The organism is Microbispora cellulosiformans (genome assembly GCF_008728085.1).
GTDB lineage: Bacteria > Actinomycetota > Actinomycetes > Streptosporangiales > Streptosporangiaceae > Microbispora > Microbispora amethystogenes.
The window spans coordinates 92,646-106,968 of sequence record NZ_VYTZ01000017.1; the positions used below are offsets into that span (position 1 = coordinate 92,646).

The 14,323-nt window shown below is 71.9% G+C and carries 11 protein-coding genes and 1 pseudogene; 2 read left to right on the plus strand and 10 right to left on the minus strand.

The window, feature by feature from the left end:
• Positions 1-7: 7 nt before the first annotated feature.
• The 9 genes from F5972_RS32265 to F5972_RS32305 form a co-directional block, all read right to left on the minus strand.
• Entirely contained in the window at positions 8-769 is a 762-nt protein-coding gene (locus F5972_RS32265; protein ID WP_150939115.1) for an ABC transporter permease, read from the minus strand.
• A complete protein-coding gene (locus F5972_RS32270; protein WP_150939117.1) occupies positions 766-1,530 on the minus strand; it encodes an ABC transporter permease in 765 nt (254 codons plus the stop codon). Before F5972_RS32270 ends, F5972_RS32265 begins: the two co-directional genes overlap by 4 nt.
• On the minus strand, positions 1,523-2,308 hold the full coding sequence (locus F5972_RS32275) for an ABC transporter ATP-binding protein (RefSeq protein WP_225312088.1): 786 nt from the start codon (positions 2,306-2,308) through the stop codon (positions 1,523-1,525). The genes F5972_RS32270 and F5972_RS32275 overlap by 8 nt, the downstream gene beginning before the upstream one ends.
• Positions 2,305-3,372, minus strand: a complete 1,068-nt coding sequence (locus tag F5972_RS32280; protein WP_191910420.1) for a Rieske (2Fe-2S) protein — start codon at positions 3,370-3,372, stop codon at positions 2,305-2,307. The genes F5972_RS32275 and F5972_RS32280 overlap by 4 nt, the downstream gene beginning before the upstream one ends.
• A gap of 19 nt (positions 3,373-3,391) precedes the next feature.
• Entirely contained in the window at positions 3,392-4,225 is an 834-nt protein-coding gene (locus F5972_RS32285; protein ID WP_150939125.1) for a TauD/TfdA family dioxygenase, read from the minus strand.
• A complete protein-coding gene (locus F5972_RS32290; RefSeq protein ID WP_150939127.1) occupies positions 4,218-5,333 on the minus strand; it encodes a hypothetical protein in 1,116 nt (371 codons plus the stop codon). Before F5972_RS32290 ends, F5972_RS32285 begins: the two co-directional genes overlap by 8 nt.
• A 40-nt stretch (positions 5,334-5,373) precedes the next feature.
• On the minus strand, positions 5,374-6,513 hold the full coding sequence (locus tag F5972_RS32295) for an amidohydrolase family protein (RefSeq protein ID WP_150939129.1): 1,140 nt from the start codon (positions 6,511-6,513) through the stop codon (positions 5,374-5,376).
• A gap of 33 nt (positions 6,514-6,546) precedes the next feature.
• Positions 6,547-7,584 carry a TauD/TfdA family dioxygenase gene (locus tag F5972_RS32300; protein WP_150939131.1) on the minus strand — a complete coding sequence of 346 codons (1,038 nt, stop codon included), beginning with the start codon at positions 7,582-7,584 and terminating at the stop codon, positions 6,547-6,549.
• A gap of 268 nt (positions 7,585-7,852) precedes the next feature.
• Positions 7,853-10,597, minus strand: a complete 2,745-nt coding sequence (locus F5972_RS32305) for a helix-turn-helix transcriptional regulator (RefSeq protein ID WP_150939133.1) — start codon at positions 10,595-10,597, stop codon at positions 7,853-7,855.
• Between the two features lie 334 nt (positions 10,598-10,931).
• Between F5972_RS32305 and F5972_RS39620 the strand changes: the two are divergent.
• Both F5972_RS39620 and F5972_RS37605 read left to right on the plus strand, forming a co-directional pair.
• A pseudogene (locus F5972_RS39620) lies at positions 10,932-11,372 on the plus strand (ABC transporter ATP-binding protein); the annotation flags it as partial.
• Between the two features lie 39 nt (positions 11,373-11,411).
• Positions 11,412-12,686 (plus strand): ABC transporter permease, encoded by a 1,275-nt coding sequence (locus tag F5972_RS37605; RefSeq protein ID WP_449843640.1) that lies wholly within the window; start codon positions 11,412-11,414, stop codon positions 12,684-12,686.
• Between the two features lie 20 nt (positions 12,687-12,706).
• Here F5972_RS37605 and aspS read toward each other — a convergent pair whose 3' ends face one another.
• A complete protein-coding gene (gene aspS, locus F5972_RS32315) occupies positions 12,707-14,005 on the minus strand; it encodes an aspartate--tRNA(Asn) ligase (protein ID WP_150939135.1) in 1,299 nt (432 codons plus the stop codon).
• Between the last annotated feature and the right edge of the window lie 318 nt (positions 14,006-14,323).

Consider the following 14,323-nt stretch of genomic DNA (forward strand, 5'->3'; position numbering starts at 1 on the left):
TGCTGTTTCAGTGCTTGTGCAGGGAGAGGCGGGCGCGGGTCCTCCGCTCGGCGAGGTCCATGACCTCGTACGCGAGCAGGGAACTGGCCAGCGAGGTCAGCAGGATCGCCCACACCGTGGGCGTGTCCAGGAGTCCCTGGGAGCGGGCCAGCAGGGCGCCGAGCCCGTCGTTGGCGGTGAGGAACTCCGCGGTGAGCGTGGCGAGCACCCCGACACAGGAGGTGAGCTTGGCCGCCTGCACCAGTTCCGGCAGGGCGACGGGAAGCGAGACGTGCCACAGGAGCCTGCCCCGGCCACCCCCGGTGACCCGGACGACGTCGGCGAGGGCGGGCGGGATCCGCCACAGCGCGGCGCCGACCAGGGCGAAGGAGGGAAAGAAGCTCAGGATCGCCGCGGTGGCCACCGCGGCCGGCCCGCCGTAGCCGAAGAAGGTGGCGATCAGCGGGCTCAGGGCGAGCACCGGCACGCACCGCATGATCATTCCGGCGGCGCGGGTGAGCGGCTCCACCATCGGGAGGAGGTGCGAGACGATCGCGAGCGCCGTGCCGGACGCCAGTCCCAGCCCGGTGCCGGCAAGGGCACGCGACACGGTGAGCGCCAGCGCGCCCGGGTCCGCGACCTTGGCGGCCAGGCTCTCCGCCACCCTCGCGGGATCGGGCACCAGCAGCGCCGGCACGGCGCCGCTCGCGCGCACCAGGACCCAGGCCACGGGGAGGACGACCAGGACGACGCCGTACCCGAGCAGCCGGTGCGCACCCGCGCGGCTCATGCGGCGCTTCCGGTGGTTCCGCGGCGGCGGTGGACCGTCCGGGCCAGCCGGGCGAACACCGCGTAGACGATCGAGGACATCGCGACGACGAGCACGCTGACCGCCGCCACCAGGTCGTCCTGCCCGTCCCGCAGCCCCGAGACCAGCAGGACGCCGAGCCCGCGCTCGGCGCCGAACCACTCGCCGATGAGCGCTCCGAGAAGGGCTCCGGGCACGGCGAACTTGATCCCTTCGACCACGTACGGGAGAGCGCCCGCCGCCTCGACCAGGCGCAGGCGGCGCCACCGCCCCGCGCCGTGTACGGCGAGCAGGTCGCGCAGCCCCCGGGGGATGGCCTTCAGCCCGGCCTCGGCCGCGGAGAAGACCGGCAGGGCCACGCTGATCGCGGCGGCGATCACCGGTATGGCCTCGCGTTCCACCGACGAGGTCAGCAGCGGCCCGAGCGCGACCAGCGGAAGCGCGTAGCAGATCAGCATGAGGAGCTGGAGCGGCCCGCGCGCTCCGGCCGCGGCGCCGGCCGACCAGGCGGCCACGACCGCGAGCGCGGTACCGGCGGCCAGGCCGTACGCGGCCTCCAGCAGGGTGACGCCGGCCGCCTCGGTCAGCAACTCCCGGCGGCCGGTCAGCACGGGCCAGATCGCCGCCGGGCCCGTGGCGCCGAACCGGTCCCACACCAGCAGGGCGGCGGACACCAGCAGCACACCGCCCAGGAGGGCCGTGGCCGCCCGATGAGCGCGGCCGCGGAGAGCCGATCTATGCATCGAGCGCCTCGACACACTCCTGTACGGCGTGCCGGAACGTCTCGTCCGGAACCTCGGGCCGGGGGCGTGCCATCGGCACCGTGATCTCCCTGACGATGGTGGACGGGCGACCCGACATGACCACGACGCGGTCGGCCAGCAGCACCGCCTCCTCGACCGCGTGGGTGATCAGGACGGTGGTCGGGCGGACGACGGTCCAGACGCGTTCCAGCTCCCGGTTCAACCGGCGCCGGGTGATGGCGTCGAGTGCCCCGAAGGGCTCGTCGAGGAGCAGCAGCGACGGCTCCATGACCAGCGCCCGCGCCAGCGCGACCCGCTGGCGCATCCCGCCGGACGCCTCGTGGGGGCGGAGGTGGGCGAGGCTCGCCAGGCCGACGAGCTCCAGGATCTCGTCGACGCGCTCCCGGTCCGGCCGCCGTCCCGCGGCGCGGTAGGCGAACTCCACGTTGCGCCGCAGCGAGGCCCAGGGGAGGAGCGCCGGGTCCTGGAAGGCCATGCCGATGCGGTGTTCCCGCGCCAGCCGGTCCGGTGGACCGCCGCAACAGGTGATCGTGCCGTCGGTGGGCGTCTCCAGCCCGGCGATCATCCGGAGCAGCGTCGTCTTCCCGCAGCCCGACGGGCCGATGATCGCCAGGAACTCCGAGGTGCGGACCTTCAGGCTGACGTCGTGCACGGCCCGCACGGCCCGGCGGCCGGAACCGTAGCTCTTGGACAGAGCCTGACCGTGGATCGCCACATCGGTCCCGGCCGGCGAGGTCCCCTCGTCACGTGCGCTCACCGAGCGGCCCCGTGCGCGAGGCGGACGCCCGGCCATCGGTCGTCCGGAGGGCCGGCCTCCTCGACGTAGGCCTGCCACCTGGACCGCAGCAGCCGTTCCGCCGCCGCCGCCACCGGGTTGAGCTCGCAGCGCGGTTCGTCCGGCCGGGTCTCCCACGCGATCTGCTCGCGCACCCCGATCCAGGCGTCCTGCTCCTGGATCCGGGCGAGCACCAGACGCCGGAAGAACGGCTCGGCGAACTGGCGCAGGCGCCTGGTGCCACGCCTGGCCTTGATGTACAGCGTGATGTAGACGGCGACCCGGTCCCGGCCCTCCGGCCGGAAGAAGGCCCACACCACCATCCCGTCGCCGAGACGCGCGTGATGGTGGGGATAGTCGTAGTACACCTCCAGCGGGTAGGTCACCGTGGAGGCGCTCCGGTCGGAGCCGAGCAGCATCCGGAGCGTACGCTCCGCCCGGCTGTGCCCGCTCGTCACCTCGTACGACCCGAAGACGCGCTGCTCGTCGGTCTCGAGGTCGCGCAGGCGCAGCCGCGACCAGGGCTGATACTTCCTATGCAGGTGGAAGTGGGTGTAGTCCATCCCGTTGACCAGGCCGACGCCGTAGTGGTTGGGGAAGACCCGGTCCTGCCGGAACGAGAACCACTCGCCGCCGTCCCACCGCGAGGTGTCCGGCGGCTGCGGAGGCAGCGGGTCGGCGGGCTCGGGGACGAACCAGACCAGGCCGCTGCGCTCGGCGACGGGAAAGCTCCGCACCCGCAGGCGGGGAAGCGGCGCCTCCTCCTCCCAGTAGGGGATCCGGGCGAGCGCTCCGTCCGGGCCGTACTCCCATCCGTGGTAGGGGCAGACGATGCGGCAGTCGCGCACCTCGCCCTCGTGGAGCGCGACGCGGCGGTGCGCGCAGGCGTTGTCGAGACAGTGGACCGCGCCCTGACCGTCACGGAAGACGACGAAGGAACGGCCGAGGAAGCGGACCTCCCTGGCCTGTCCCGGACCCAGCTCGTCGCTGCGGCAGGCCGGATACCAGCAGCGGGGGTCCACACCGATGTCGCAGAGGTTGCTCAATCTTTCTCCTGTTGTGCGTTCACGCGGCGGCACGGATCAGGCACCGCTGCAGCCAGCGGTCCGTGCCGTCGTAGCGCGGTTGGTAGGCGGTGCGGCCGTGAACGAGGTGGGTGTTGTCGATGAGCAACAGGTCCCCGGTCCGAAGATTGATCGTGACGGTGCGGTCCGCGATCCCCTCACGCAGCGTCCGCAGCGGACGCTCGTACTCCTCCCCGACCGCGCACAGCGCCTCGGCGTAGTTGAAGCGGAGCCGGCCGCGCCACCGGGACGCCACCGGTTTGGGCTCGGTGAGCGTGCCGCCGGGCAGGCGGAAGGCGAAGGCCGGCTCGGCCAGCGCACGGCGGGTGCCGGGATCGAGCCCCGCCCACACGTCGAGCAGGTCGCACGCCAGGGTGTCGACCCTCTCGTCCGCCCGCAGGCAGAGCAGGACGAGGGCGTCCGGCGTGTTCGGGCGGAACGCCGTCTCGGTGTGCATCTCCAGGTAGACGGCGTTGCCGGCGTTCTGCCTGGACGCCTCCCCGCGGAGCGGGTACAGGTTCTGCACCCGCGCGCCCGCGTGCCAGTCCGCGAAGGAGATCACCTCGCCGACCAGGGACGCGAGGGCGAGCAGCGGCGACTCGGTCCCGATCGGGTGCCCCAGTTCGGTGTAGGGGCGGTCGGGCGTCGGCGGCAGGCCCGCCGGTACCCATGCCCCGGTGACGTGCAGCAGGCCGGCCTCGCCCAGGGTCCGGCCGAACCGTGTCGCGGCCCGCGCCAGTTCGGGCCCGAGGGCGGACGACTGATCTTCGCCGCCTTCGGCGGCGTCCGGGGGCAGGGTCAGCAGCGCCCGGCGGTGCGGGTGGTGCTCAGGCAAGGCTGAATACCCCCGAGAAGACGGGGAGCCGGTACTGCTCGATGATCTCGTTGAACTTCACGTGTACGCGGATGAGCTCGTCGAGGTCGTACACGAAGGGAATCTGCTGCTGCTTGACCACGAACGCGGTGAAGACCGTGGGAGAGGGGACGACCCCGAGCTCGGCGATGGTCTCCAGCCCCCGCAGGGTCTCCTCGGGCGGCTCGATCCCGGCGAGCAGGCAGCTGCCGACGTTGCCGGTGCCGAACACCTCCACCGCGTCGGTGAAGATGTCCACGTAGTCCGCGAAGGTGATGTCGGCCTTGTATCCGTGGATGAGCCGTCGCCGGTAGTCCGCGCTGACCACCTCGATCCCGCTGTTGAAGCGGGAGACGCCCGAGTCGCGCAGGGTGGTGAGATATTCGATCCGGCGGTCCCGGTTCCCGATGAGGCTCGGCGGGATGACCTGCGAGACGTAGATCCCCTCCGTGTACCCGGCGTCGCGCAGCGCCGTCGCCATCCGGCAGTGGCGCTCCAGTTCGAGCGCCTCGTTCGTGATGCTGCCGGTGCACAGCCAGACGATGTCGTACTTGGTGTGGAAGTCTTCCGCGTGGTCGTCGACGTAGCGGAGGCATTCGTCGAAGTTGGCCTTGTAGCTCCCGGTCTTCGTCTGCTGGATGGCGAGCACCTCCCACTCGCTCTCCTTGAAGCAGAAGTCGCAGGAGTACGCGCAGTAGGTGTGGTAGTCGAAGACGAAGCTGCGGGTGCCGTTCTCGCGGAGCAGCCCGAAGTTGTACATGCCGGTGGGTGCCCGGTCGTCGTCGACGAACTGCTCGCAGGCCACCTCGCGCTCCTCGTCGTTGATCAGCGCGCTGAGCCGCGTGCCGTCGAAGCAGAAGGGAGAGGCCTGGTTGACCCGTACGGTGATCTTCTTGCGGAAGCCGGGGCCGCTGATCACGATCTCGATCCGCGGCAGCACCTGGCCGAGGATCGGCAGCCGGATGTCGGTGGTGGCGAAACGCACTCCGTCCCGGAGGGCGCCGAGCCGGAACACCTCCTCGATCCGTACGAGATCGAGGTTCTTCAACGTCAGCGGGATGTGGGAGTCACGAGCGGCCGCACGTCTCATGAGAGTCCTTCGGGAAGGGGGAACTACCGGGCCGTGGGAGTCATTTGTCCAGGATGCGGAGGGCGTTCTCGCCGAGCAGGGCGCGGCGCAGGTCCTCGGGCAGGGACGCCAGAACCGGATCCCACTCCTCCCGCGGCCGGAAGGGCGTGCCGGGGTGGGGGAAGTCGGTGGCGAGGAGCACCCGGGAGCGGAGTTCTCCGGGGAGCCGGTCGAGACGCTCGCCGAGGCCGGTCGAGAAGAAGAAGGCGTCGCGGTCGTACAGGTAGTGCCGGGGCGAGTGATCGGGGGTGTCGCGCCCGGTCTCGCGCAGCGTCTCGAACGACTCCTGCGCGCGCTCCAGCCAGGCGGGCAGCCAGCCGATGTTGCACTCGTGGAAGGCGAACCGCAGGTCCGGGAAGCGGTCGGGGACCCGCGCGTCGAGCAGCCCCGCCAGGAAGAGCTGACCGGGCAGGATCTCGTTGACGTGGTTGAAGAACGCGCCGGCGCCGGGCGCGCGCACGCTGGTCGGGAGGGGCAGCGGCAGCAGGTGCGGCACGGCGACCTTGTGCAGGTGGATCACCAGGCCGTGGTCCTGGGCGGCCGCCCAGAACGGGTCGAGCCGGGCGTCGAGGACCGTCACCCCATGGGGAAGCATCACGTGCCGGAAACCCGCCCCGGCGAGCGCGGCCACCTCCTGCGGGAACGGCGCCTCGGGCGACAGCGCCAGCTGGCCCACGGGGACGAGCCTGCCGGGGGCCGCCGAGGCGAAGTCCGTCATCCAGCGGTTGTAGGCGCGCAGGTGGGCGACCGCGTAGGGAGAGGCGCAGTCCACCTCTCTGGGCCAGATGAGCCCGAGGGACGGGAAGAGCAGCGTGGCCTCGACGCCCTCGGCGTCCAGCCACCGCACCCGTGCCTCGCCGTCGTAGGACGCCGGTGGGCACGACTCCATGAAGGGGGCGTACTCCGCGCGTTCCAGGGTGTTCCAGTCCACGATGGGCTCGGCCGGGTCGTACGGGACGCCGCCGAGCCGGCGGATGAGCCTGGAGGGACTCCCGTCGATCAGGAGGCGGTCGCCGTCGGACGGATCACGCTCCACCCGCAGGCAGGTCTCCCGGAACGCGGGGTCGACGTACTCCTCCCACAGTGTCCCGGGTTCGATGACATGGCCGTCCGCGTCGACGACCGGGTAGCCGTTCCACATGCTTTGCGTCCTCGCGTCGGGGAGCCCGGCCCGCTACGGATGAGCGGCGGGCCGGCTGAGCGCCTTCTGGTAGTCGTCGGGGTAGTTCGCGTAACGCCGATCGGAGACCAGGCGGCCGGTCTCCCGGTCGCCGTCCAGCAGGCGGGTGGTGACGAGCATGCGTTGCAGCCAGCGATCGGTCCCGTCGTAGCTCGGGACGATGGCGTTGCGCCCGTGGACGACCCGCGAGTTGTCCAGGACGAGCAGGTCTCCCGTGACCAGCGGGACGTCGGCGGCGACGGCCAGGACCCGCCGGGTCAGCTCGTCCAGCGTCCGCTGCGACTCCTCGTCGATCGCGACCAGGTCGCCGACGTACTCGACCACCCGCGTGCCGTCCCGGTAGCTGATGATCGGCTGCGGCTCGGTGAGCCCGCGCCCGTCGATGACGACCACCGGGTTGTCGGTCTCGAACGCGTACCGTGCCTGGGCGAGCACCGCCAGGTCGGCGTCGTCCAGGGCGTCGACCACCCGGGTGATGTCGGCGACCCGCGTCTTGGCCTGACCGGTCGGGTCGCCCCGCAGGCAGAGCAGGGCGAGATAGTCGGGGGACACGTCGCGGAAGGGCGTCTCGGTGTGCAGGAGGAACTCCACCGCGTTGGATCCGAACTGCAGATCGCGATGGGCCCGGATCGGGTACTTGTTGTGGACCAGATGCCCGGAGTCCCACTCCAGGTAGCTGAACGGCTCGCCGAGAAGGTCCACCACGCCGGCGAGCAACGCCTCGGTGCCCACAGCGGCGAGGTCGGGCAGCGAGGCGAAGGACCGTCCGGGCGTGGGCGGCAGGTCGTGGACGATCGGCAGGTTGCGGAGGAGCAGCGCGCCGGGCGCGCGGCGGAGCCGGAGGGCCTCCACCGCCGCGCGCACCCCCGCGGGGAGCACGTTCCGGTTCCGGCGGACCTGCGCCAGGAAGGTCTCGAACTCGTCGTACGGATTGGCGTCGACGGAGGCGATCCCGGCCCGAAGGGCCTCTCCTTCCGCGTCTGAAAGCTCGACGACGGGGATTTCTGTCAGCGGCTCAGTTGATTCGGACATGGCGGAAATCCGTTCCGTAGCGGAGGAGTACGCGTGCCGGGCCTGTCATTCCCGCCCGGGTCCTCGTATATCCGGGCGCGGAAATCCGGGGCTGAGTCGATCCGGGTTCCGAGGTGCGCGGGCCATACCTCTCCTATCGCACACGCCTCCTCCGATTGCACACGCCGCCGGCCCGGCGGCCGGTTTCAACGCAGTTGATTTAACATGTCCCTTCTTGCCGCGTCATTGGGGGAAACCCTGAAACGCCGTGATCGGACGCGGATCGTCCTCAGCCGTGCCCGGAGGTCCGCCTGCCGGAGCTCATGCGCAGCGCGAGTTCGGTGCGGCTGCGCACCCCGAGCTTGCGATAGACGCTGGACAGATGGCTCTCCACCGTCTTCACCCCGATCGCCAGCTCCCTGGCGATCTCCTGGTTCGTCCGGCCCTCGGCGGCCAGCGAGGCGACCTGGGCCTCCGACACGGTCAGGCGGTCGGGCGGGGTGAGCCTCGACCGCGGCTCACCTCTCGCCGCCCACCACTCGGCACCGATCTTGGTAAAGATCCTCGACGCCCGTTCCATGGTGCGCCGTGCGGCCTCCCGCCGACGCAGGCGGCTCTGTGACCTGCTGAGCGCGAGCAGGGCGCGGCCGAGTTCGAAGGGCGCACCGGCGGCGGAGAACTCGGCCACGGCGGCCTCCAGCTCGGCGGCTCCCCGTTTCGGCGATCCGGTGGCGGTCAGCAGCACGCCGTATGCCCGGCCGGCGAGGCCCCGCCCCAGTGGCCGGTCGGCGACGCGCACGTGCCGCTGGATCCGCTCGACGCGCTCGGCCGCCTGGTCGTACTGTCCGACCTGCACCAGCGCCTCGACGTGGTCGGCGCCCGCCGTCGGGCAGACCACGTCGAGGACGACGCCGAGGGAGCGGGACGTCTGCTCGGCAGCGTCCAGGTGCTGGACGGCCGCCATCGGGTCGCCGTCGGACAGGTCGATGAAGCCCAGCAGGGCGCGCAATGAGAGCGCGGCCAGCCTGTTGCCCGAGGTCTGGGCGATCCGCAGTCCCTCGTCGGCCAGCAGCCGGGCCCTGCCCAGCTCGCCGTGCATGCCGAGCAGGAGCGCCTCGGTGAACAGCGCGGCGGACGTGGGGACGCCGGTCGCCTCCACGGCGCGGGCGGCCAGGTCCGCGAAGCGCGCCGCCGCGCGCAGATCACCGGCGAGGCATTCCACCTCGGCGGCCCAGGCCATGCCCCAGTCGGCGCAGGCCACGGTGCCGGCCTCGACGACCGCGGCGCGCAGGGCGGCGAACACGGCCCGCGCCGCGGGCAGGTCACCCAGGCAACGGCACAGGAAGCCGTACAGGTGCGGGACCGCGAGCGAGTGCTCCGCGGGGTTGTGACGATGTGGCACCGGCATGGCCGCCGGGGGCGGGGCCCCACGGATGAACTCGATCGTGGACAGTACGGAAACGGCCTCGCCGCGCGCGTCGTCGTTCCCGGCCGCCTCGGTGAGGCGCAGCAGTTCCCTGGCATGCCCGTGAGCGGCGGCGAGGTCGCCTCTGTGCACGCAGTAGTACGTCAGGCCGGCCGTGATCGGGATCAGCAGGTCGGGCCGCCCGGCGGCCTCGGCGCGGCCGCGCTCCAGACGCGTGATCGAGCCCGGGACGTCGCCGGAACCAAAAGCCGCCTGTCCCAGGCGGAGGAGCATCTCCGCCCGGACCGGCCCGGGCGGGCAGCGGCGCAGTGCGTCCTCCAGGATGACCAGGGCGCGGGATCCGTCTCCTCCGGAGATCAGGAGACCGGCGGCGTCGCGCCAGCGGCGCAGGGCGAGCTCGCGCTCACCGGGCGAGGTGAGCCGGGCGGCGTGCGCCGTCATGTCGCCCGCGGTGAGAGGGTCGCCACGGGCGGCCGTCAGTGTGGCGGCGGCGGCGAGCGTGTCGGCCACGACCGGGTCGGTACGGCCGGCGGTCGCGGCCAGGTGCCGCGCACGTTCCTCCACGTCCGTCACCACCCGGGCGAGCCGCTGATGCATCTCCCGGCGCCGCAGCGGCCCCGCGACCTCGAACACCACGTTCCGGAACAGCGGGTCGCGGAAGCCGAGGGACTCGTGTTCGAGCACGACGAGTCGCCGGTTGATCGCCTCCGCCAGCCCCGTCAGCGAGCCGGTCACCGTCCGGACGAGAGCGATCGTGGGCGTCTCGGCACAGGCGACCAGCAGCACCGCCTCCGCCGCGGCCGGAGGCAGCGCGCGGACGCGCCCGCGGAGCAGGTGCCGCAGGCTCTCCGGCAACGGGAGATCGCCGGACGGATAGGACCGCTCGCTCCAGGCCCGGGCCGTCTCCAGGCCGAACAGGGGATTGCCGCCACACGCCCGGTGCAGCCAGCGCAGCAGGGGCCGGGGGAAGGCCGTGCCGTACCGGCTCTCCACCACGGCGGCCAGGGCGAGGGGGGCCAAAGGCCCGACCTCCCAGGAGGTGATCCGTTCGGGGGGCAGCACCCGGACCAGCGTGGGCCAGGCGTCGCCCTCCGTCCCCGCGCCGAGCGTGACGAGCAGCTTCACGGGCTCGACGGTCAGGCGCCGGAGCACGAACGTGAGCACGACCTCGGTCGCGGAGTCCAGCCACTGGAGGTCGTCGAGGGCGATCAGCACGGGCCCTTCGGCGGACAGGTTCCTGATCAGGTCCAGCACGGCCAGCGCCACCGCGCGCTGGTGGGGCGGCACCCCGGGGGCCTGCTCCCACCACAGGGTGCCGGCCAGCACGCCGCGCAACGGCTCACGCAGGCCGCGTACGGCCGCGGAGCCCTCCAAGCCGGCGAACAGGTCGCCGAGGCCGACATAGGACAGGCCGGTCTCGCTCAGGTCGGACCGGCAGGAGAGGACCTGGAACGACCGCTCGTTCGCGGCGGCCAGGGCGGCGGACCAGAGGGTGGACTTGCCGACGCCCGCGTCTCCGCCCAGCACTCCCATGCAGGGGCCGGAAACGTCGGCGTCGAGCCACGTCTCGATCGCGCGGGCCTCGTCGACCCTGCCGGGGACGTCCAATGGATCCTCTTGCGGGAAGTTTCCTTACCGGCAGCGGTCGCCGCGGCGGTGAGGAGATTCAACTACCGCGATGATCGTCACGTAACACTTAATGCGAAACATTCAGGGTTTTCCCTGATGAAACCACCAAGAATGTCACGTTAACTTCCTTCGGTGGAGCGGCCGCGAGTACCGCGTGCACGGGCGGGCCTACGGACATCCCTCTTACCAAAAGGTACTTCTCCCTTTGAATAGCCATAATTCGGTCGATCCTGAACTGGCCGATCCCGCGTTCACCGGTCCTTCCGTCCGGGCGCCGCTGACCATGGCTGTGGAGGGCCATGACCTGTCCCGCCGGCATGGCTCCCATCTCGCCGTGGACGGCGTCTCGCTCGCGATCCCGGCGGGCGAACGCCACGGGCTGGTGGGACCCAACGGCGCCGGCAAGACCACGCTGATGCGCATGCTCAGCGCCACGCTCGCACCCGACCACGGATCGCTCCGGGTGCTCGGGCACGACGTGACACGCCACCCCAGGGCCGCCAAGGCGCGGATCGGCGTGGTGCCCCAGGGGATGACCCACGACAACGAGATCCTGGTGCGGGAGAACCTCACCACCTTCGGCCGCTACCACGGGCTCTCCAGGCGGGGGGCCGCCGCGCGCGCCGACGAACTGCTGGAGACGGTGGGCCTCACGGCGCACGCGCGCGCCATGCCGCAGACACTCTCCGGCGGCATGCAGCGGCGGCTCCTGATCGCCCGGGCGCTGGTGAACGACCCGGACCTGATCCTGCTGGACGAACCGAGCACGGGACTGGACCCGGAGAGCCGGGTGATGCTCTGGGACCTGCTCGACACGCTGTGCGCCACCGGAAAGACGCTGGTCATCACCACGCACTACCTGGAAGAGGTCGAACGCCTCTGCGACAGGGTGACCGTGCTCCGCGCCGGACGGGTGCGGCACTCGTCCCACCCGCGGCGGCTGATCGCCGCGACGCTGCCGAGGTACGCGGTCGAACTCGACCTGCCGGCCCCCGGGGCCGCGGCTCGCGAAGCGACGGTGCCCCGGCTCGCGGGGGAGCGCGAGCGGCTGCGGGTGGGCAACCGCCTGCTGGTGTTCGGGGACTCCGTCGCCGACCTGACCAGGGGCCTCGCGGCGGCCGGCGCCGGCGACCGCCTCGTCCGGCCGTCGTCGCTCCAGGACGCGCTGCACGCCCTGGACCGGCGGGAGGCGGCCACGCCGGCGGACCGGGCGCCGGCGACGTCCGCCGCGCCGCCGGGCCCGAGGACAGGCCGCCGAGGTGCGGGCGCGCGGCACCGCGCGCGCACGAGCCGTGCCCTCCCCGTGCCCTCCTTCGCCCTCGCCCGGCGGATCTGGTGGCGTGACCTCACCCTGTTCAGGAAGTCCTACCGGACCACCATCGTCCCCAACTTCTTCGAACCGGTCTTCTCGCTGGCGGCTCTCGGGATCGGCCTGGGGTTCTACGTGGACGGAGCCGCCATCGGCTCGTCGTACGCGAGCTTCGTCGCCCCGGGACTGCTCGCCGTCACCGCGATGAACGGCGCCGTCTTCGAGGTCACGTACAACGTCTTCGTACGGCTCCGGCACGCCCGCAGTTACGACGCGGCGGTGACCAGCCCCGTGGAGCCGCCCGACATCGCGCTGGGCGAGCTGATGTGGGCGCTGACCCGATGCCTGGTCTACACCGGCGTCTACCTGGCGATCGTCGCGGCCCTGGGCTACGCGCCCGCGAGCACCGCCCCGCTCGCCGTGCCCGCCCTGCTTCCGCTCGGCCTGGTGTTCGCCTGCGCCGGACTGATCTTCACCGGTGTCGTCCGCGCGATCAACGCCTATTCCTACTTCTACACGTTGGTGCTGACCCCGCTCACCATGCTGAGCGGGGTCTTCTTCCCGACGAAGAGGCTCCCTCCGGTGCTGCGCGCCGTGGCCGAGGTCTCTCCGCTCCACCACGGGGTGGAGCTGTCGAGAGCCCTGGTGATCACCGGCGATCTACCGGCCGCCGCCGGGCACCTCGGCTGGCTGGTCGCGCTCTCGCTGGTCCTGCTCGGTCCCGCCCTGTACAGCCTGCAGCGGCACCTGTGCGCGTGAACCGGAACGCGGCCCGAGGGTCAGGGCGCCAGGCGGTGCAGGTCACGCGGGAAGAGCGTGGTCCAGCGGATGTTGTCCGCCTCGGTCAGCCGGGCCACGAACCGCTCCAGCCCGAGGGCGAACCCGCCGTGCGGCGGCATGCCGTGGGCGAACGCGGCCAGATAGCCGGCGTACGGCTCCGGGCTCTCCCCGCGTGCCTCCAGCGCGGCCAGGTAGTCGGAGTGGCGGTGCAGCCGCTGCCCGCCGGTGACCAGTTCCAGGCCGCGGAAGAGCAGGTCGAAGCTGTTGGAGAACTCCGGCCGCTCCGGGTCGGGGTGCGTGTAGAACGGCCGCTTGCGCATCGGGTAGCCCGTGACGAAGAGGAACTGCGAGCCGTGCTCGCGCAGGGCCCAGTCGCACAGCCACCGCTCGTGCGCGGGGGCCAGGTCGGGCTCACCGCGCGGGTCCTCGTCGGTCTCCCGCGCCAGCAGTTCCTGCGCGTCGGCGAAGTGGATCGACGGGATCTCCTCCGGCACGTCCGGCAGCTTCACTCCGAGCAACTCCACCGCGGCCGGGGCGTGCTCCGCGATCGTGGCGACCATCTCGGCCACCGCCTCACGGACCACGGCCATGACGTCGCGGTGGTCGGTCACGAAGCCCAGCTCGGCGTCGAGGCTCGTGTACTGGGCCAGGTGGCGCGCCGTGTCGTGCGGTTCGGCCCGGAAGACGGGGCCGACCTCGTAGACGCGCTCGAAGACCCCGACCATGGTCTGCTTGTAGAACTGCGGCGACTGCGCCAGGTAGGCCTTGCGGCCGAACCAGTCCAGCGCGAAGACGTTCGCCCCGGACTCGGTGGCCGACGAGACCACCTTGGGCGTGTGCACCTCGGTGAAGCCCAGCCGGTCGAGCGCGCGGCGGTACCCCGCCACCGAGGCCGCGGAGATCTCGAACGGCGCGCGCAGCCTGGGGTGGCGCAGGGCCACCGCCGCGTTGTCGAGCACGGTCGGCAGCGCGGCCGAGACCACCGGCCGGTAGAGGTCGAACGGCGACGCGACGGCCGGCTCGGACAGCTCACGGACCGCCGGCGAGGTGATCTCCACTCCGCCCGGCGCCTGCTGGTTGGCGGTGACGGTCCCGGTCACCTCGACGACGGTCTCCTCGGTGAGCACCGCGAGGCGCTTCACCAGTTCCGGCTCGGCGGCGACGACCTGCACCAGACCATCCCGGTCACGCACGATGGCGAAGGTCACCGACTTCAGCGCGCGGACGCGGTGCAGCCAGCCGGCGACGGTCACCTCTTCCCCGACATGCTCGGAGACCTGGGAGGACAGAATTCGCATGACAACTCCACAGACGAGAACCGTAGGTATCCCTGTCCGGTGTGGGCGAGCAGGGACCTGTCGCTCGCGGTGCCACCACACCTTCGCCCCGCCACCGGCGGGACCTCGTTGCGGCCCGGTCACGAGGGCCCACCGGCGGGGCATTGGGCGGCCGCCACGACGGCGCCGCCGTTCCTCCCCGCAGCTCAGAAGGGTCTTCGACCGGGGGGCGAGGCCGCGTTTCCAGCGACGGCGGCTCTCTCGTGACTCGCGCGGTCCCGGCCTACTTGGCTTCGTCACAGCTTTGCTTCCGATCATAGTCGAGATCGGCTCCGCAGG